Source organism: Streptomyces sp. NPDC102467 (assembly GCF_044765445.1).
In the GTDB taxonomy this organism is placed as follows: domain Bacteria; phylum Actinomycetota; class Actinomycetes; order Streptomycetales; family Streptomycetaceae; genus Streptomyces.
The window spans coordinates 221,300-239,784 of record NZ_JBIWKA010000008.1; the positions used below are offsets into that span (position 1 = coordinate 221,300).

The 18,485-nt window shown below is 68.1% G+C and carries 17 protein-coding genes and 1 riboswitch; of the genes, 8 read left to right on the forward strand and 9 right to left on the reverse strand.

What is annotated here, in order from left to right; translation table 11 throughout:
- Window positions 1-2: 2 nt before the first annotated feature.
- Entirely contained in the window at window positions 3-1,508 is a 1,506-nt protein-coding gene (locus ACIREE_RS18695; RefSeq protein ID WP_404152814.1) for a cytochrome ubiquinol oxidase subunit I, read from the reverse strand.
- 292 nt (window positions 1,509-1,800) lie between these two features.
- On the reverse strand, window positions 1,801-2,886 hold the full coding sequence (gene hisC, locus ACIREE_RS18700) for a histidinol-phosphate transaminase (protein ID WP_404152816.1): 1,086 nt from the start codon (window positions 2,884-2,886) through the stop codon (window positions 1,801-1,803).
- A gap of 380 nt (window positions 2,887-3,266) precedes the next feature.
- Between hisC and ACIREE_RS18705 the strand changes: the two genes are divergently transcribed.
- From ACIREE_RS18705 to ACIREE_RS18715, 3 genes are all read left to right on the forward strand, one after another.
- Window positions 3,267-4,379 (forward strand): LacI family DNA-binding transcriptional regulator, encoded by a 1,113-nt coding sequence (locus ACIREE_RS18705; RefSeq protein WP_404152819.1) that lies wholly within the window; start codon window positions 3,267-3,269, stop codon window positions 4,377-4,379.
- Between the two features lie 216 nt (window positions 4,380-4,595).
- Window positions 4,596-5,663 (forward strand): metallophosphoesterase, encoded by a 1,068-nt coding sequence (locus ACIREE_RS18710; protein WP_404152822.1) that lies wholly within the window; start codon window positions 4,596-4,598, stop codon window positions 5,661-5,663.
- 183 nt (window positions 5,664-5,846) lie between these two features.
- Window positions 5,847-6,728 carry a hypothetical protein gene (locus ACIREE_RS18715; protein ID WP_404152824.1) on the forward strand — a complete coding sequence of 294 codons (882 nt, stop codon included), beginning with the start codon at window positions 5,847-5,849 and terminating at the stop codon, window positions 6,726-6,728.
- Window positions 6,729-7,013: 285 nt separating this feature from the next.
- On the opposite strand, the gene ACIREE_RS18720 is transcribed toward ACIREE_RS18715, so the two are convergent.
- Both ACIREE_RS18720 and thiC read right to left on the reverse strand, forming a co-directional pair.
- Window positions 7,014-8,222, reverse strand: coding sequence for a hypothetical protein (locus ACIREE_RS18720; protein WP_404152826.1), 1,209 nt, complete (start codon window positions 8,220-8,222; stop codon window positions 7,014-7,016).
- 299 nt (window positions 8,223-8,521) lie between these two features.
- The gene (thiC, locus tag ACIREE_RS18725; RefSeq protein ID WP_404152829.1) at window positions 8,522-10,360 is read right to left on the reverse strand and encodes a phosphomethylpyrimidine synthase ThiC; all 1,839 of its coding nucleotides are present in this window, start codon (window positions 10,358-10,360) and stop codon (window positions 8,522-8,524) included.
- Window positions 10,354-10,518: riboswitch (TPP riboswitch) on the reverse strand. (Overlaps the previous gene by 7 nt.)
- 71 nt (window positions 10,519-10,589) lie before the next feature.
- Between thiC and ACIREE_RS18730 the strand changes: the two genes are divergently transcribed.
- Window positions 10,590-11,963: a YibE/F family protein gene (locus tag ACIREE_RS18730; RefSeq protein WP_404152832.1), complete on the forward strand. Its 1,374-nt coding sequence runs from the start codon at window positions 10,590-10,592 to the stop codon at window positions 11,961-11,963.
- A 74-nt stretch (window positions 11,964-12,037) separates the two neighbouring features.
- Here the strand turns inward: ACIREE_RS18730 and ACIREE_RS18735 are convergent, their stop codons facing one another.
- The 4 genes from ACIREE_RS18735 to ACIREE_RS18750 form a co-directional block, all read right to left on the reverse strand.
- Window positions 12,038-12,505, reverse strand: coding sequence for an SsgA family sporulation/cell division regulator (locus tag ACIREE_RS18735; RefSeq protein ID WP_404152834.1), 468 nt, complete (start codon window positions 12,503-12,505; stop codon window positions 12,038-12,040).
- Between the two features lie 100 nt (window positions 12,506-12,605).
- Window positions 12,606-13,382 carry an IclR family transcriptional regulator gene (locus ACIREE_RS18740; RefSeq protein ID WP_404152837.1) on the reverse strand — a complete coding sequence of 259 codons (777 nt, stop codon included), beginning with the start codon at window positions 13,380-13,382 and terminating at the stop codon, window positions 12,606-12,608.
- 184 nt (window positions 13,383-13,566) lie between these two features.
- Entirely contained in the window at window positions 13,567-13,779 is a 213-nt protein-coding gene (locus ACIREE_RS18745) for a DUF5326 family protein (RefSeq protein WP_404153328.1), read from the reverse strand.
- A gap of 144 nt (window positions 13,780-13,923) precedes the next feature.
- On the reverse strand, window positions 13,924-14,241 hold the full coding sequence (locus ACIREE_RS18750; RefSeq protein ID WP_404152840.1) for a cupin domain-containing protein: 318 nt from the start codon (window positions 14,239-14,241) through the stop codon (window positions 13,924-13,926).
- A gap of 81 nt (window positions 14,242-14,322) precedes the next feature.
- Between ACIREE_RS18750 and ACIREE_RS18755 the strand changes: the two genes are divergently transcribed.
- The 4 genes from ACIREE_RS18755 to ACIREE_RS18770 all read left to right on the forward strand — a co-directional run bounded on the left by ACIREE_RS18755 (window position 14,323) and on the right by ACIREE_RS18770 (window position 16,861).
- The gene (locus ACIREE_RS18755; protein ID WP_404152842.1) at window positions 14,323-14,700 is read left to right on the forward strand and encodes a phage holin family protein; all 378 of its coding nucleotides are present in this window, start codon (window positions 14,323-14,325) and stop codon (window positions 14,698-14,700) included.
- A 9-nt stretch (window positions 14,701-14,709) separates the two neighbouring features.
- Complete coding sequence (locus ACIREE_RS18760; protein ID WP_404152845.1) at window positions 14,710-15,204, forward strand: low molecular weight protein-tyrosine-phosphatase; 495 nt, start codon at window positions 14,710-14,712, stop codon at window positions 15,202-15,204.
- Between the two features lie 209 nt (window positions 15,205-15,413).
- Window positions 15,414-16,319 (forward strand): LysR family transcriptional regulator, encoded by a 906-nt coding sequence (locus ACIREE_RS18765; RefSeq protein ID WP_404152847.1) that lies wholly within the window; start codon window positions 15,414-15,416, stop codon window positions 16,317-16,319.
- Between the two features lie 59 nt (window positions 16,320-16,378).
- Window positions 16,379-16,861 carry an NUDIX domain-containing protein gene (locus ACIREE_RS18770; protein WP_404152850.1) on the forward strand — a complete coding sequence of 161 codons (483 nt, stop codon included), beginning with the start codon at window positions 16,379-16,381 and terminating at the stop codon, window positions 16,859-16,861.
- 21 nt (window positions 16,862-16,882) lie between these two features.
- Here the strand turns inward: ACIREE_RS18770 and ACIREE_RS18775 are convergent, their stop codons facing one another.
- The gene (locus ACIREE_RS18775; RefSeq protein WP_404152853.1) at window positions 16,883-18,322 is read right to left on the reverse strand and encodes a globin domain-containing protein; all 1,440 of its coding nucleotides are present in this window, start codon (window positions 18,320-18,322) and stop codon (window positions 16,883-16,885) included.
- Between the last annotated feature and the right edge of the window lie 163 nt (window positions 18,323-18,485).

Here is an 18,485-nt window from a genome sequence, read left to right on the forward strand (position 1 = left end):
CCTCAGTAGGAGAAGGCCATCGGCTTGTCGGCATCCCGGTCGCCGCCGATCTTGGTGGGCGGGTTGAGATCGTCGTCGGTGAGCTCGGGCGGCCCGGCCTTGACGTACTTGACCAGCAACTTGACCTCGATGACGGCGAGCACCGCGTACAGCAGGGTGAAGACGATCAGCGAGGCGAGCACCTCACCCTGCGAAACACTGGGGGAGACCGCGTCCCGGGTCTGCAGGACGCCGTAGACGACCCACGGCTGACGGCCCATCTCGGTGAAGATCCAGCCCCAGGAGTTGGCGATCAACGGGAAGCCGATGGTCCACAGGGCGACGATCCAGTAGAGCTTCGTGAACTTCGGGCTGAGGGCCTTGTTCTTGAAGAGCACCAGGTTCGGCGCTTCGTCCTCACCTGTCCGCAAGGCTTGCGGCAGCATGAACTTCTTGCGGGTGAGCCAGAGTCCGAGCAGACCGATGCCGAAGGACGCCATCCCGAAACCGATCATCCAGCGGAAGGCCCAGAAGGTGACGGGAATGATCGGCCGGTAGTCACCGGGCCCGTACTTCTCCTGCTCGGCCTTGTTGGTGTCGTTGATGCCGGGGATGTGCGAGGTGAAGTTGTCGTCGGCGAGGAAGGACAGTATTCCGGGGACCGAGAGCTCGACGGAGTTGTGGCCCTTGCTCACATCTCCGTAGGCGAAGATCGAGAACGGTGCCGAGTCCTGGCCGTCCCACAGCGCCTCGGCCGCGGCCATCTTCATCGGCTGCTGCTTGAACATCACCTTGCCGAGCTGGTCGCCGCTGATCGCGGTGAGCAGACCGGCGATGACGACGGTGATCAGCCCGAGCCGCAGCGAGGTCTTCATCGTCGTGATGTGCTTCTTGCGCGCCAGGTGGAATCCCGCGATGGCGACCATGAACGCGCCGCCGGTGAGGAACGAGGCGGAGAGCGTATGGAAGGCCTGGGTGAGCGCCGTGTTCTGCGTCAGCACGGCCCAGAAGTCGGTGAGCTCTGCCCTGCCGGTGGCCTTGTTGTACCTGAAGCCGACCGGGTGCTGCATCCAGGAGTTGGCCGCGAGGATGAAGTACGCGGACAGGATCGTGCCGATCGAGACCATCCAGATGCAGGCCAGGTGGATCTTCTTCGGCAGCTTGTCCCAGCCGAAGATCCACAGGCCGATGAAGGTGGACTCGAAGAAGAACGCGATCAGCGCCTCGAAGGCCAGCGGCGCTCCGAAGATGTCACCGACGAAACGGGAGTAGTCAGACCAGTTCATACCGAACTGGAACTCCTGCACGATGCCGGTGACGACACCCATCGCGATGTTGATCAGGAACAGCTTCCCCCAGAACTTGGTGGCCCTGAGGTACTTCTCCTTCTCCGTGCGCACCCAGGCGGTCTGCAACCCGGCGGTCAGCGCCGCGAGGGAGATCGTCAGAGGGATGAAGAGGAAGTGGTAGACGGTGGTGATGCCGAACTGCCATCGCGCCAGGGTCTCCGGCGCCAGAGCCAGGTCCACTGCGTCATCTCCTTACGTCGCCGTGGTCACAGCGGCAGTTTGCCCCGTAAATCCCACTGATCTTGGGAGAAACCGGGACGCGCTTGTGAACGCGTTCACATTCACAAGCATTATGTCGTACGGGCGGTCGGGATCCGAAGGGGGGTCCCATACTGCGAGCAACACCACAGAGGGCCGCGCGAAGGGAGCCGCGCGAAGGGCCCCGGAAACGCGTGAGGCTCGCGAGACGACGAGTGCCGTCTCGCGAGCCTGTGCAGTTCTGCCCGGTGGCCCCGCGGAGCCGGAGGCAGGCTCAGAGCTCCTTGCGGAAGGCCTCCGCCGCCTGCAGGAAGATGTCGTTGGCCTCGGTCTCACCGATCGTGGCCCGCATCCCGTCGCCGGCGAACGGCCGCACGACCACCCCGGCCTCCTCGCACGCGGCCGCGAAGTCCATGGTCCGCTCGCCCAGGCGCATCCACACGAAGTTGGCCTGTGTCTCGGGCACGGTCCAGCCCTGTGCCCGCAGGCCCTCGACCACCCGGGTCCGCTCGGACACCAACGAGCCGACCCGGCCCAGCAGCTCGTCCTCCGCGCGCAGCGAGGCCACCGCCGCGTCCTGCGCGAGCTGGCTGACGCCGAAGGGGACCGCCGTCTTGCGCAGCGCCGCAGCCACCGGCTCGTGCGCGATGGCGAACCCGACCCGCAGCCCGGCGAGCCCGTACGCCTTCGAGAAGGTCCGCAGCACCGCCACGTTCGGCCGGTCCCGGTAGATCTGCACGCCGTCCGGCACCTCGGCGTCGCGGATGAACTCCCGGTACGCCTCGTCGAGCACGACCAGCACGTCGGAGGGCACCCGGTCGAGGAACCGCTCCAGCTCGGCCCGGTGAATGGCGTTGCCCGTGGGGTTGTTGGGGTTGCACACGAAGATGAGGCGCGTGCGATCGGTGATCGCGTCGGCCATCGCGTCGAGATCGTGGTCCTCGCTGGGCGTGAGCGGCACCTGCACCGACGTCGCACCGCTGATCTGCGTGATGATCGGGTACGCCTCGAAGGACCGCCACGCGTAGATGACCTCGTCACCCGGGCCGCTGGTCGCCTGGAGCAGCTGCTGGGCGACGCCCACCGAACCCGTGCCCGTGGCCAGATGCGAGGCAGGCACCCCGAAGCGGTCCGCCAGCTCCTTCATCAGCTCCGTGCAGGCCATGTCCGGGTAGCGGTTGAAGGTCCCGGCCGCCGCGATCGCCTGCTCCATGACGCCGGGCAGCGGGGGATAGGGGTTCTCGTTGGAGGACAGCTTGTACGCCACCGGGCCCCCGGCAGCCGCAGCCGCCGGCTTGCCCGGCTTGTAGGCGGGGATCCCCGCCAGCTCCGCACGCAGCTTGGGGTTCGTCTCGCTCACCGCAGTCCTCCTATGTGGCCGCCGTTCCAATACTGCTCACCTTAAGAGGATTGACCGCCTGCCCCAATGGCCCGGTCCCCTCCGCCGTCCCCGCAGGCGTGTGAAGGCGTACGAGGAGGGGGGAGCGCTCCATTCCCTGGCGCGCGCCGGTGGCTCGCGCCGTGGCGCGCATCACCCGTGAAGGTGAGTTGAGACCTACTCGCAACATCGCCGACTTGGCAGGCCCATGCGCGCCGACGCGTGACGTAGCACCCTGATAACCCTCAACTCCATTGCTTTCAAAGGGTACTGATGGCCTTTCACCTTGCAGAAACGTGCCTGTCAACGCGTGCATATGCACCCCCGCCATGCAGCCGCATGAGCCCTACTATCGGCTCGCCATGACAGCAGCAGGGAAGCACCAGGTGAGCCGGGCGGAGACGACCCGCAAGGGCACCCGGCCGAGCCGGGCAGGCATCAGAGATGTTGCCGCAGCCGCCGGGGTCTCGATCACAACTGTCTCCGATGCGCTCAACGGCAAGGGACGGCTCCCGGACGCCACCCGACGCCATGTCCGCGAGGTCGCCGACCGGTTGGGCTATCGCCCCTCCGCGGCCGCCCGCACGCTCCGTACCGGCAAGTCGGGCCTGATCGGCCTGACAGTGACGACATACGGGGATGAACCTTTCACCTTCACCGAGTTCGCGTACTTCGCGGAGATGGCTAGAGCCGCGACCTCGGCCGCGCTGGCCCGCGGTTACGCCCTTGTCATCCTGCCCGCCACCTCACGTCACGACGTGTGGTCGAACGTCGCCCTCGACGGCACCGTCGTCATCGACCCCTCCGACCACGACCCGGTCGTCAGCGAGCTGGTCCGCCAGGGCCTGCCCGTCGTCTCGGACGGACGTCCCGCGGGCACCCTGCCCGTGACCGCCTGGGTCGACAACGACCACGAGGCCGCCGTCCTCGGCATCCTCGACCACCTCGCCGAGGCCGGCGCGCGCCGCATCGGCCTGCTCACCGGCACCACCACGGACACGTACACCCACCTCTCCACCTCCGCATACCTGCGCTGGTGCGAGCGGATCGGGCAGGAACCGGTCTACGAGTCCTATCCCGCGCACGACCCGTGCGCGGGCGCCGTCGCAGCCGACCGGCTGCTCGCCCGGCCCGACCGCCCCGACGCGGTCTACGGCCTCTTCGACCCCAACGGCACGGACCTGCTCGCCGCGGCCCGCCGCTACGGCCTGCGCGTCCCGGACGACCTGCTGCTCGTGTGCTGCAGCGAGTCCACGGTGTACGCCACCACCGAACCGCCCATCACCACCCTTTCGCTCAAACCGCGCCGTATCGGCACGGCCGTCGTCCAACTGCTCATCGATGCCATCGAGGGGGTCGATTCGGATCTGCCGGTCGAGCAGGTGATACCGACCGAACTGATCGTGCGGACCTCCTCGCAGCGCCGCCCGCCGCGTACCACGGTCAGCCCGCCCCGCTCCCCGGGACAGGGCTGACCGGCCCCACCCCCCGCCGCCACCCTCTCGGACGAGAGGAAAAGTCCACACCAATTCGGGAGAAAAGTGTGGTGAACAGCCGCCCGTCACCGATTCACCACCCCTGGTGCATCACACAGCGCGAGCCGCATTCCTATGATGGGCGCACGACACCGCGGGCCGCTGCGACCAGGCAGTCCGATCCGGTGCACAGGCGGCGCAATGGTGGAGGGGTCGATGACTCAGGGGGCCGGTCAGGGACCCGCAGCGCGCACGGAGACGCTGCGTGACTTCCGCGTTCCCGCGTACGTCCATGACGTACCGGCGAACGTGCTGCCCACCGATCCTGTTCCCGGTCCCCCCGAACCAGCGGGTTTCCCCGACGGCTACACGCCGACGGAGCGCGACCTGCCGGTCATCAACCGGGGAGACACGGTGCAGGTGGAGGCCGCTCAGGTAGCGCCCCGGCAGAGCGACGAGATGGGCCCGCTGTTCGTCGTCGGCGACGTGCACGGCTACCTCGACGAGCTGCTCGCGGCGCTCCACGCGAAGGGCCTGGTCGACGCCGAGGGCACCTGGGCGGCGGGCAACGCACGCCTGTGGTTCCTCGGCGACTTCACCGACCGCGGCCCCGACGGGATCGGCGTCATCGACCTCGTGATGCGGCTGAGCGCAGAAGCGGCCGCGGCGGGCGGCTACTGCAAGGCGCTCATGGGCAACCACGAGCTGCTGCTGCTCGGCGCGAAGCGGTTCGGCGACACCCCCGTCAACTCCGGCGCCGGCACCGCCACCTTCCAGGCGGCCTGGTTGCTCAACGGCGGCCAGAAGTCCGACATGGACCGCCTCCAGGACGTACATCTGCAGTGGATGTCCCGGCTCGACGCGATCGAGATCGAGGACGACCACCTGCTCATGCACTCCGACACCACGGCCTACCTCGACTACGGCGACTCCATCGAGGCGGTCAACGACACGATCCGCGAGACGCTCACGCGCAACGACGCGGACGAGTGCTGGGATCTGTTCCGCAAGCTGACCAAGCGCTTCGCGTTCCGGGACGAGGAGTCGGGCCCCGGAGCCGTACGCGAACTCCTCGGCGCCTACGGGGGCTCGCGCGTCGTGCACGGCCACAGCCCGATCCCGTACCTGCTGGGCGATGTCGGCACCGAGGACGCCGACGGCGAGGACAGCGGGCCCGTCGTCGAGGGGCCTCATGTGTACGCGGGCGGTCTGGCCATCGCCATGGACGGCGGAGTGACCATGGCCGGAAAACTGCTGGTCCAGCAACTCCCCATGGATACCTGACAGTTCATCGGGCAGGCGGGGTAAGCGGAGGATCCGACAGGGCGCAGGGGCAATTTCCGGAAACCCCCTGTCACCGCGTGCCGTGACCGCTCTACCATCGGCTTATCCGTAGCAGGCTCCCCTCCGTTTCTGCCCGACGGCTCGTAACCATGCGAGCCACCAAGCCCTACGGAGCATCGGGGGATGCACATGAACAGCGCTCCGCATTTGCTGAACGAGGACCGCCCCGAGTTCGAGCGGGTCCTCGATGAAGCGCTGCGTACCGCACCGAACCAACCTGATCTCGCCACAGTGGGCCAGCGGCTCAACCCCGAACAACTGCGCACCATGGCGCTCGGCGCCGCCGCGTTGATCAATACGGCGGCCGCCACGGAATACGAGCACTACGTCAAGGTCCGCGAGGAACTGCGTACCGCCCCGCGGCCCGTCCGTCCGCTACGTGAAGGAGGCACCGCCGGCCCGGCCGAGTCCGGCGGCGGCAGTTCCATGGGCTTCGCCGCCGCCGTGGGCGAGGTCGCGGAGACCACGGGACCCGGTGTCGCCGCGGTCGCCGTCGTGCTCGCCCCGGTCCTCGCCGGGACCGCGGCCGCGATCTTCCTGCTGGTCGGCTTCATCCTGAAGATGCTCAACCCGCCACCGGACTTCGCCGACACCCTGCTGTCGGTCGGCTGGGTCTTCGGTGCGCTCGCCGCGGCACTCATCCTCGTCGCGGCGGTCTGCCTGCTCCTGACGGCTCTGCGCAACGGCTCGACCTCGCTCCAGGCAAGCGCCCACGGCGAGGCCAACGAGGAGGTCGCGCGGGCCAGAGACGCCTGGGGCGATGTGCTCCTCGAGCGCGGCATCCAGCCGTTCCTGCGGGACGCCCTGGCGGGCCCGCCAGGGGGCGGGAGCCCACTCGGCGGCCGAAGGGGCGGCTCCGGCGGCCGCATGCCCCACCTCGGCTACAACAGGCCGGGGTTCAGCAGCCCCGACGGCGGCGGTACCGCCACGGGACAGCGCGCCGGCTTCTCCAGCCCGGACTTCACGAGCCCGGACTTCGGTGGCCCCGAGCACCAGCCCGACTGACGCTCGGCGGGGCACAGGGCCGTGACCTCGGCTCGGGGCGGACTGCAGGGGCCCCGAGCCTTGGGTCAGGCGCGTACGCCGGTCAGTCGGCGAGCGGCAGACAGACGCGGTTGCCCGCCTCGGCGAACTCCTTCGACTTCTGCTCCATGCCCGCCTCGACCTCGTCCTTCGTCGCGCCGTCTCACGCCGGATGTCGTGCGAGATCTTCATGGAGCAGAGCAGCACTCCAGAGCTGCCGACCTGCACTTGCGTGTACTGCCAAGGTGCTGTCGCAATGCGGCGTCCCTACGAGGAGGCCTCAACGGACACGCTCTGCGATGTCGCCGACTGGAAGTTGGTGTCTTCGGCGAAGACGGCTCGGTACGAGCCAGCCGTACTCCGGTCGATATCCGCTGCGAATTCGTAGCCGCTGCCTCCCCAGAAGGCCTCGTCCGTGGCAACGGTCGTCCACTCGGAGCCGTCGGGCGAATACTGAATATCAACAAGGATCGTGGCCGGGCTCCACCCGTCGGGGAAATCGATGAGTCCCTCGGTGTGAACCTGACCCGTGTCCGAGCGACTGGCGGTGAAGGCCGTGAACTTCGAAGCCCTGTGCACATGCACGACGGCGCTGGTGCCTGTCGAGGCCTGGAGGAACGGGTCGTCGTCGGTGTTCAGCGCCATCTGGAAGTAGCCGCCCTGCCAGGGCGTGTATTCCATGGTGAACGTGCCGTCGTCGGCGCTGGTGAACTGCCCCACACCATCTGTCGCGGAGTCATTGGGGCCGAAGAGGACACCGCCGGACCGTCCCGCCAGCGGTACCCATCCGTCGCCAGTCTTCTGCTCGACTTTGACGTTCAGCGTGACGGACTGGTTGAAATCGATGTCGGTTTTACTGACCGTCGCTATGAAACGAGTGGGAACCTGGTCGACGCCGATCTGTACGGGCTCCGACTCCCCGTACAGCACGCTAGGAGCGCCACCGCCCGCCCGGGAGACGGCCTGAATCGGGGCGGCATTGTCCAGTCGGACCGAGGTGCTGAAGTGACCGTTCTCCTCGGTAGGAACGGTGATCTGAGTCCAGTAGTCGACATCGATGTCGACCTGGCGTGCCGCCAAGGGCTTCACTTCACGCGTAGGCCACCGTCCATACAACGTCCCCTCGACCTGCACCTCGCGATGCTCGCGGTCGATCGATGTGCGGTCGACGCTCAGCTTGCCGAACTGTGCGACAACGTAATAGGCAAGGTCTCCGGCTGACTGCTGATGCACATGATCGCCGTTGACGTCCGTCACGTCCACGTCGATGCGATAGCTGCCGAGCTCGGGCAGCTTCAGCGGCCTTTTCGTGCGCCATACGCCATCCTGGGCCGTCCCGGAGAAAAGCCGGAAATCCTTCGACCCGACTTCGGCCACCTCAGCCTTCGTTGTGTACGAGATCAGATGAGCCGTGATCTTCTTGATGTCAGCTCCGGATCGAGCGCTGATCTGCAGGGTGCCCAAGTCCTCCGACACGCTTCCCGCATACCGGACCTCGAGTTGATCAGCAGCGTGCGAGGCTGTCGTCCCAACAAGGCTGAGCGCGGCCGCTGCCCCCGCCACCGTCACCCATCTGCATATTCTTCTCAACAACACCTTTGATCCCCACCCCTTGTCGATTGAATCTGGCAACCGCCTCCCGAGACGGCTCCGGTGAGGATCTTTATACCGGCCGTCACATCTGGGTGCACCGGCCTTTTGACGCAGGACTCCAACACGGAGCGGGCCCGCGCTCCTACGAGCGGGGCCCACTCGGTGGCCTTCCGTCGCCCGTCTCAGTCGGCCATGGGCAAATAGACTCGGTTACCGCTAGCCGCGAACTCCTTCGACTTCTGCAGCATCCCCGCAGCGACCTCCTCGGCCGACGCTCCCGCAGCCGCCGTGACGCCGATCTGCTCCATGCCCGCCTCGACCTCGTCCTTCGTCGCGCCGTGCTCACGCCGGATGTCGTGCGAGATCTTCATGGAGCAGAACTTCGGACCGCACATCGAGCAGAAGTGCGCGGTCTTCGCCGGTTCGGCGGGGAGCGTCTCGTCGTGGAACTCCCGTGCCGTGTCCGGGTCGAGGGCCAGATTGAACTGGTCCTCCCAGCGGAATTCGAAGCGGGCGTCGGAGAGCGCGTCGTCCCAGTCCTGCGCGCCGGGGTGCCCCTTCGCGAGGTCCGCCGCGTGGGCCGCGATCTTGTACGTGATGACGCCGGTCTTCACGTCGTCGCGGTTGGGCAGGCCCAGGTGCTCCTTGGGCGTGACGTAGCAGAGCATCGCCGTGCCCCACCAGGCGATCATCGCGGCGCCGATCCCGGACGTGATGTGGTCGTACGCGGGAGCGACGTCCGTGGTCAGCGGGCCGAGCGTGTAGAACGGTGCCTCCTCGCAGATCTCCTGCTGGAGGTCGATGTTTTCCTTGATCTTGTGCATCGGGACATGGCCCGGCCCCTCGATCATCGTCTGGACGCCGTGCCGCTTGGCGATGGAGTTGAGCTCGCCGAGCGTCCTGAGCTCCGCGAACTGCGCCTCGTCGTTGGCGTCCGCGATGGAACCGGGGCGCAGTCCGTCGCCGAGCGAGTACGTGACGTCGTACGCCGCGAGGATCTCGCACAGCTCCTCGAAGTGCTCGTAGAGGAAGCTCTCCTTGTGGTGCGCGAGGCACCACGCGGCCATGATCGAGCCGCCGCGCGAGACGATGCCGGTCTTGCGGTCGGCGGTCAGCGGGACGTACGGGAGGCGGACCCCGGCGTGGACGGTCATGTAGTCCACGCCCTGCTCGGCCTGTTCGACGACCGTGTCCTTGTAGATCTCCCAGGTCAGTTCCTCGGCCCTGCCGTCGACCTTTTCGAGGGCCTGGTAGAGCGGCACGGTGCCGATGGGGACGGGGGAGTTGCGCAGGACCCACTCCCGCGTGGTGTGGATGTTGCGGCCGGTGGAGAGATCCATGACCGTGTCGGCGCCCCAGCGGGTCGCCCACGTCATCTTGTCCACCTCTTCCTCGATGGACGAAGTGACCGCTGAGTTGCCGATGTTGGCGTTGACCTTCACCAGGAACCGCTTGCCAATGATCATTGGCTCGATCTCCGGGTGGTTCACGTTGGCGGGCAGGACCGCGCGGCCCGCAGCGATCTCCTCGCGTACGACCTCAGGCGCCACGTTCTCCCGAATGGCCACGTACTCCATCTCCGGGGTGATCTCGCCCCGCCTGGCGTACGCGAGTTGCGTCACGGGCTCGCCGCTCCTACCGCGTCGCGGCTGGCGCGGGCGGCCCGGGAAGACCGCGTCGAGGTTGCGCAGTCCGCCGCGCGGCGAAGTGTGCTTGATCCCGTCGTCCTCGGGGCGGGCGGGCCGGCCCGCGTACTCCTCTGTGTCGCCGCGGGCGATGATCCAGTTCTCACGGAGGGGCGCAAGGCCCCGGCGGACATCGGTGTCGATGGTCGGATCGGTGTACGGACCTGAGGTGTCGTACAGCGTGACGGCCTGGCCGTTGGTGAGGTGCACCTGGCGGACCGGCACCTGGAGGTCGGGGCGCGAGCCCTGGACATACCCCTTGTGCCATCCGGTGGACTTCCCGGCCTCCGGCTCAGAGCCGCTGGAGGCAGGCGTGCGTGCGTCCGTTGTGGTCATGTAGACCTACTCCCTACGCCGGCATTACCCGGTAACAGGTTCGGCGGTCGACGCAGCGATATTCGTCGTCGGTGCTCCACGCTGTTTCACGTGAAACACGCTGGGACGAAGGTCAGCGCCCTCTCAGCCCGGTGCTCCGAGCTCCCGCGTTTGCAAAGGTGCCTCCACGCTAGCGTCCCTTCGGACGCGTTGAACAGAGGGCCCCTGCCGTTCTTGCGATGATCGGGCGGTGACCACCACGCAACAGCCTCCGCCTACGCCGCCCCAACCACCGCACGGACCGGACCCGTCGGGCGCAGGGGGCGGCGACCACGGACACGGCCATTCCCACAACCACGGCCCCGCCGCGCCCGTCTCCCAGCACCTGCGCAAGGTCATCGCGGCGATCCTGGTGCCGTTCTCCGTCGCGGTCGTCGTCGGTCTCGCGGTGCTGTGGCCGGGAGGCGCACCGGCGCACGAACGCACCGGAGTCGGCTTCGACCGCCAGACCCAGCAGGCCACGGTCACCCGGGTCGAGAAGGTCGACTGCAAGTCCGTGAACGCCTCCGGCGACACCCCGACCGGCGACACCTCCACGGCCGAGGGCTCGTCCGCACAGCAACAAGCCACCGGCACCTGCGGCAAAGCGTCCATCAGGGTCGACACCGGCAAGGACAAGGGCCGCACGTTCACAGAGATCGTCCAGCCGGACTCCCCCCGGCAGCTGCACGAGGGCCAGGAGGTGATCGTCGCCTACGCGCCCGACGCCCCGGAGAATCTGCAGTATTCGGTCACCGACGTGAACCGCAAGTTCCCTATGGCGCTGCTCGCCGGGATCTTCGCCGTGGCCGTGGTCGTGGTGGGCCGCCTGCGGGGCGTCATGGCGCTGGTCGCGCTCGCGGTCAGCTTCATGGTGCTGACGTTCTTCATCCTCCCGGCGATCCTTCAGGGCTCGAACCCCCTGGTGGTGGCGGTCGTCGGAGCGAGCGCGATCATGCTGATCGCGCTGTACATGTGTCACGGCCTGTCGGCCCGGACCTCGGTCGCCGTCCTCGGCACCCTCGTATCGCTGCTGCTGATCGGCCTGTTGGGCTCGCTGTTCATCGGCTGGGCGGCGCTGACGGGCAACACGGACGACAACACCGGCCTGATCCACGGCCTGTACCCGCACATCGACATGAGCGGCCTGCTGCTCGCCGGCGTCATCATCGGCTCGCTCGGCGTCCTGGACGACGTGACGGTGACGCAGACGTCGGCCGTGTGGGAGCTGCACGCGGCCAATCCGACGATGGGCTGGCGCGGCCTGTACCGGGCGGGCATCCGGATCGGCCGCGACCACATCGCGTCCGTCGTCAACACCCTGGTCCTCGCGTACGCGGGCGCGGCGCTGCCCCTGCTGCTGCTCTTCTCGATCGCGCAGAGCAGCGTCGGAGACGTCGCCAACAGCGAGCTGGTGGCGGAGGAGATCGTGCGCACGCTGGTCGGCTCGATCGGCTTGGTGGCCTCGGTACCGGTGACCACCGCTCTTGCCGCGCTGGTGGTCTCCGCGGACCGGCCGGGCTCCCACGAACCGTCACAGGCCGCGCCGGGGCGCGGTGGCAGGGGGCGGCGACGCAAGCGCTGAGCGGCGCGGAACGGCTCGGGTGCACCGCGCTGCTGAAGCGTTACGTCAACTGCCCTGCCTGGCCCGTACGGCGGTCAGCCGGCGTTCTGCTCCTCGCCGAGGATCCGGTCCAGGGCCTCGTCGAGTTCGGCCTCGTAGTCGGCCAGGGCCTGCTCCTGGCCGAGCGGTACGAGCTTGTCCGTGCGGTCGAGGAAGGCGATGAGGGGCGCCACCCCGGCCCGGAACAGCGCCTGATCGGCACCCACTTGCAGCCGGATGTGCACCTCGCCCGGCATCTCGCCGGCGCCGCCGCCGTCCGCGCGCTCCACGGGGGAGATCCGAACATCACCGTCGCCCGTGGCGCCGTTGACCCCGTCGACGAGGAGCTCCCGGCCGAACGCCCAGGTCACAGGCGCGTCGCCGGGGAGATGAAACGTGAGCTGCACCGCGTACGGATCCCCGGCCTCGTACCGGAGCTCCACCGGGATACGGAACGAGAGCTCCTCAGAGACGAGGAAGCTCATCATGATCTCTGCCTGAACTGCTTGTACCGACTCGCGCATCGCCTACCCCGTCAACTTGCCGTCGATTGGCCAGGAATGACCTTCCTGACACTGCTGGCATCTTGCTCAACGTACACAGGGGATCACAAGGAGTGAGTTTTCAGATGCTGATAGAGAAGGCGAGTGTCCCTACGAGGCTGCCGATCTCGTCCTGCAACCGGCGTGCGGCGGGTAGCAGTTTCTCGGCCTGATGGGAAGGGAGAGAAATGGCCAGAGTTGCCGCGGCCGAACCGATGGTGAGCGGGAATGCGGCACATGCGGTGCCGAGCGCGTACTCCTGACGCTCGATGAGGGGCTCCATCCGCCCGACGGTTCTCAGCTTGCGCAGCAGCGTCCGGTTGTCACGCATCGAGTACGGGGTGATGGACCGGGCCGGATAGCGGTCGAGATGGTCCCGGCGCGCCTCCTCGCCGAGCTGGGAGAGCAGGCACTGGCCGATCGCGTGGGCATGCCCGGTCTCGCGGAAATCCGCCCACTCCTCGACGGCCGGAGTGGCCGGAGTGTCAGCGACGGCGATGACCTCGATCTCGCCGTCACGGTAGATCGCGAAGTAGACGGGAACACCGATGGTGTCCCGCCAGTGCCGCAGCGCGTCGGTGATCATGCCGCGACGATTCTGCTGCGCTCCGCTGCTGCTCAACCGCTCGGCCGCGTCCCCGAACATGAAGACGCCCTTCTCCTTGCGGAGGTAGCCCTCGTGGGCGAGCGTGCGCAACAGGTGGTAGGCCGTAGGGAGGGCGACTCCGGCCTCCCGGGCGAGTTGCTTGGCAGGAGCCCCCTCGTCGTGCGAGGCGACCGCCTCGAGCAGCCGCATGGCCCGCTGGACGGAGCCGATGAGCGTCTGCGGGGCTGCGGGTGCGGGGTCGGCCGTGGCCAAGGTTCACTCCCGGTACGCGTGAGTTCCCCCGCGTCCCCGGGGCTCACGGGGGCGAAGCCGTCGGAATCCGGACTTTAACCCTTGGCCACCACTCGGTGCGGGTCAGGAACGGAAACTTCCCCCGGTCGTGCGAACGGCCACCTCGCACGACCACCGGAGCCCTCACCGGCGGCCCCGCCGCGACTCACCAGTCGCTGCGCGAGGACGACCCCGCCAAGAACTTCCGCACGACGTAGATGAGCCCGCCCACCAGCGCGGCGAACACCAGCACCTTGAAGAGCAGACCGATCACGAATCCGACGACGCTGGCGATCAGCCCGCCGAACACGACCAGGGCGATGACCGGCACCGCGACCCACTTCACCCACCACGGCATGCCCGCGAATATTTCTCGCACTGCCATCGCTCCTTCGCTCCGAGACCCGTGTCGGGACTCTTCTGACTTCCTGCATCCGATGCTGACACGCCGGAGGCCCGCGCGGGGCCCCGCGATCCCCTGTCCGTCCCTGACCCGACCCTTAGGGAATCCCAGGGTCCGGGATCAGCTCTCGGGGGGAGAGAAGACGACCATGACCCGCAGATCCTCGCTGATGTGGTGGAACTTGTGGGCCACGCCGGCCGGCACGTAGACCACGCTGCCGCGGCCGACCTGGGTGGTCTCCATGCCGACGGTGATCGACGCGCGACCGCTGACCACGAGATAGACCTCGTCCTGGTGGTGCGGCTGCTGCGGGTCGTGCTCCCCCGCGTCCAAGGCGTACAGCCCGACCGACATGTTCCGTTCGCGCAGGAATTGCAGATACGCGCCGTCGTTGGCGGCGCGCTCCGCCTCCAGTTCGTCCAGCCGGAATGCCTTCATCGCCCTCGTCATCCTTGCTGTCCACGCTGTCCACACCGGACACCGACATGGTCACCGGTCTCGTCTGCCACGATCAGACACATGATGAATTTCGTAGTCAAGACGATCGCCAACGCGGGAGCCCTGGCCGTCGCGGTCTGGCTGCTCGACAAGATCACACTGACCGGCGACAGCACCGGCAAGAAGGTCGGCACGCTGATCCTGGTCGCGCTCATCTTCGGCCTGGTCAACTTCCTTGTGAAGCCGCTCGTGAAGGTACTCACCTTCCCGCTCTTCGTCCTCACCCTTGGCCTGATCACGCTGATCGTGAACGCCCTGATGCTGCTGCTGACCTCGTGGCTGGCCGACCATCTGGACCTGAGCTTCCACGTCGACGGGCTCTGGACCGCCGTCCTCGGCGGCCTGATCATCTCGATCGTCTCGTGGGCTCTGAACGTCGTCCTGCCCGACAAGGACTGAGCCACCGCCATGACATTCCGCGTCTGCTTCGTCTGCACAGGCAACATCTGCCGCTCACCCATGGCCGAGCACGTGTTCCGCGCCCGCCTCGAGGAGGCCGGCCTCTCCGGCGCCGTCGAGACCGACAGCGCGGGCACCGACGGCTGGCACGAGGGCGACGGCGCCGATCCCCGTACCGTCCACGTCCTCCGGCAGGGCGGCTACACCGCCGATCACACAGCCCGCCAGTTCCGCCACGACTGGTTCGACCATCTCGATCTGGTCGTCGCCCTCGACGCGGGTCATCTGCGCACCCTGCGCCGCATGGCCCCGACGCCGCAGGACGCGGAGAAGGTCCGCCTGCTGCGTTCGTACGATCCCGCGGCCCTCGGGGACGACAAGGACGTCCCCGACCCGTACTACGGCGACATGGACGGCTTCGAGGAGTGTCTGAGGCTGGTCGAGGCGGCGGCGGACGGACTGCTCGACGCCGTGCGCGACGCGGTGGCGGGACGAGCGGCCTGACCAGCACCGCCCCGACTAGTACCGGGCTACGCACAACGGACGGCCCGAGCCTCCCCCCTCGTGGCTCGGACCGTCACGGTTCTGCGCGCGAAGAACCGCGCAAACAAGGCTAGTTGACTCTGTGTCAGTGTCCAATCACGGTAGCGACAGGGGCCTATCGACATATTTATAGTGGGGCCCGACCCGAGGCAGGAAGGGAGGGCGTCGCCGTGGACCTCGCCTTACTGCGCACCTTTGTGACGGTTCATCGCGCCGGTTCGTTCACCCGCGCCGCCGCACTGCTCGGCCTCTCGCAGCCCGCGGTCACCTCGCAGATCCGCACGCTGGAGCGGCAGTTGGGCCGCCCGCTGTTCCTGCGTCAGGCGCGCGGCGTGACACCCACGACCATCGGCGACGAACTGGCGCACAAGGCAGCCCCGCATCTCGACGCCCTCGTGGAGATCACCGAGGGCGGGCTCGACGAGGAGTCGGCCGTCCGCACCCTGCATCTCGCGGGGCCACCGGAGTTCACCGCGGAGCGAGCCCTGCCCGCCCTCACGGCACTGACCAGGGACGACGGCCAGAGCATCGCCTTACGCGCCTCCTTCGGCACCGCCGAGGAGTCCTTGGAGGGGCTGGCCGCTGGACATCATGATCTGGCCATCGCAACGGCCCGCCCGCGCGGCACCCTGCTCACGGCGACTCCGCTCTGCGACGAGGAGCACGTGCTGGTCGCCGCCCCTCGCTGGGCCGCCCGGGTCGGCTCCGGCATGCTGCACCGGGACGCGGCGCCCTCGCTCGAGAAATTCCCGATGATCGAAGTCCATGAATCGCTGCCGCTGGTCTCCCGCTACTGGTCCTCCGTCTTCGACTCCCACCCCGTCGTCCCCGGCACGGTCGTCGTGCCGGATCTGCGCGCGGTGCTGGCCTGCGTGGTCACGGGGGCGGGGCTCGCCGTCCTGCCGCGCTATCTCTGCGCGTCCGCTCTGGAGCGCGGCGAGGTCGTGGCCCTGCTCGACCCGCCCGTACCTCCGCTGCGCACGTACTTCCTCGTCGTACGCACCGGCACACTCGCCCTGCCGCACATCGCGCGGGCGCACGAGTGGCTGTTGCGCGCTGCTGTCGACTGGTCTTGAGCGGTGACTGACTCGGTGCGGGATGTTTCACGTGGAACCGGCCGGGCCACATTTCTCCCATGACCGTTCGACCCGTGGTCAAGCGCACCGCACGCGCCGTTCTGTTGGACGGCGACGACCTGATCCTGATCAAGCGGACCAAGCCCGGCATCGATCCGTACTGGGTGACCCCCGGTGGCGGCGTCGAGCCGGAGGACACGACTGTCGTGGACGCCCTGCACCGCGAGGTGCACGAGGAACTCGGCGCCAAGATCACCGATGTGGTGCCCTGCTTCGTGGACACCGTCGAGCACATCGGCGAGGACGGCGGGGCGACCGGCGTGAAGGTCCAGCATTTCTTCGTCTGCACACTGGAGTCGATGGACCTCGACCTGCGGCACGGCCCCGAGATCGAGGCGCCGTGCGGCGAGTACGAGGTCGTACGCGTGCCGTTCACCCGCGTGGGCATCGCCTCGGTCCACCTGGTGCCGCTGTCCCTGCGCCACTACCTCGACGGCAACATCGAGGGCGTACGGGCGATGCACGCGCCCGATCTGGGCTGAACCTCATCCAGGGCGCGGGGTTCAGTCCGCGACGCCGACCAGTTCCTCCACCGAGTCGTGCCGGATGCGGCTGACCGGGATGCCGACGTCACGCAAGGCGTCGACACCGTTGCGGATCATGCCGGGCGGGCCGGACAGATAGGCGTCGTACTCGTTCCAGGGGCCGTACTCCCGCACGGCGTCCGGGAGTTGCAGATGACCCTGCTGATCGACGATCGGGCGGACCGCGAGCCAGGGGTGGCTCTGCTGGAGCCGCAGCATCGTGTCGATGTCGTACAGGTCGTGGTCGGTGCGGGCGCCGTAGAACACCTCGACCGGCCGTCGCTGGCCGTGCTCGGCGACATCCTCGACGAGCGCCTTGATGGGCGCGATGCCGGTGCCGCCGCCCAGACAGAGCAGACCGCTGTCGGTGCTGTGGTCGACGGTCATGGAGCCGGCGGGCGGGCCGAGCCGCAGCACGTCGCCCGGCCGGGCGCGGTGCACCAGAGCGTTGGAGACCCAGCCCGCCGGGACCGCCTTCACGTGGAACGACAGCAGCCCGTCGGAGCGGGGCGCCGCCGCGAACGAGTAGTGCCGCCAGATGCGCGGCCACCACGGCGTCTCGAGCGTCGTGTACTGCCCGGCCAGGAAGGGATACGGCTGGTCGGGCCGGACAGTGACGACCGCGATGTCGGGCGTGCGCAGATCGTGCGCGACGACCTCCGACAGCCACCAGGCGGGGGCCTTCATCTCGTCCTCGGCCGCCGCGTCGATCATGACCTGCGAGATCGTCGTGTACGTACGGACCCAGGCGGCTTCGGTCTGCGCGTCCCAGGTGGTCGTGGCATATCGCGTGAGCGCCGCGATGAGGGCTTCGCCGACGGCCGGGTAGTGCTCGGGCTGCGTGCCGTACTTGCGGTGGCCGCGGCCCAGGTTCTTCAGATAGGGGACCAGGACGAGCTTGTTGTCGACGTGTTCCGCGGCGGTCAGCAGCGCCTTGAGAAGCCGGTCGCGCTGGGCGTCCATCGCAGCAGGGAAGAGCGGGCGCAGTTCGGGGTGACGGACGAAGAGCAGCGCGTAGAAGTACGAGGTGACCTTGTCGGCGACAGCGCCGATCTCATCCATCGTACGGCGCACGAGGATCGCGTCGGGTGAGGCCTTCGCACGGGCGGGGCGAGCCGGGCGGGGCTCGGCGGCGGGGCCGCTCGCAGCGGCAGGCCGGGGCGACGACGGCGCGGCGGGCCGCTGGGTCGGCTCCGGCTCACGGTGCGTGCGCGGCTGGGGTATTCGGCCCTCGTCCGAGTCCGACTCGGGCGGGGCCGTCGTGGGGCGGCCGACGGGACGTATCGGGGATACCCGGCGGCCCTCACCCGGCTCCCGGTCGGGACTGGAGGGGGTCGGGCGCGGCGCCGGGGTGCGCGGTGTGAACCAGCCGCCTCCGCCCGAACCGGAATCGGCCGACGTAGTGGTCGGAGCGTCCATACTGTGCCTCGCCTCGAACATCTCTGGTCGGTCTACGTACTTCCGTGCTCTCCCAGGGTCTCCCGCTGGTCGGAAGCTGTGCGCTTTCCCCCGTTTGCTTCGACAGCCAATGCGGCCCACATTCAACCCCGCATTCCAGGCCGCTACGGACGAGTAAGCCAAG

Bases quoted from the DNA above. Each gene is read 5' to 3' on its own strand.
- ACIREE_RS18770 (WP_404152850.1), top strand. From the start codon at position 16,379: ATGACCGTTCGACCCGTGGTCAAGCGCACCGCACGCGCCGTTCTGTTG.
- thiC (WP_404152829.1), bottom strand. From the start codon at position 10,360: ATGACCACAACGGACGCACGCACGCCTGCCTCCAGCGGCTCTGAGCCG.
- ACIREE_RS18755 (WP_404152842.1), top strand. From the start codon at position 14,323: ATGATGAATTTCGTAGTCAAGACGATCGCCAACGCGGGAGCCCTGGCC.
- ACIREE_RS18705 (WP_404152819.1), top strand. From the start codon at position 3,267: ATGACAGCAGCAGGGAAGCACCAGGTGAGCCGGGCGGAGACGACCCGC.
- ACIREE_RS18750 (WP_404152840.1), bottom strand. From the start codon at position 14,241: ATGAAGGCATTCCGGCTGGACGAACTGGAGGCGGAGCGCGCCGCCAAC.
- ACIREE_RS18710 (WP_404152822.1), top strand. From the start codon at position 4,596: ATGACTCAGGGGGCCGGTCAGGGACCCGCAGCGCGCACGGAGACGCTG.
- ACIREE_RS18735 (WP_404152834.1), bottom strand. From the start codon at position 12,505: ATGCGCGAGTCGGTACAAGCAGTTCAGGCAGAGATCATGATGAGCTTC.
- ACIREE_RS18760 (WP_404152845.1), top strand. From the start codon at position 14,710: ATGACATTCCGCGTCTGCTTCGTCTGCACAGGCAACATCTGCCGCTCA.
- ACIREE_RS18775 (WP_404152853.1), bottom strand. From the start codon at position 18,322: ATGGACGCTCCGACCACTACGTCGGCCGATTCCGGTTCGGGCGGAGGC.
- ACIREE_RS18715 (WP_404152824.1), top strand. From the start codon at position 5,847: ATGCACATGAACAGCGCTCCGCATTTGCTGAACGAGGACCGCCCCGAG.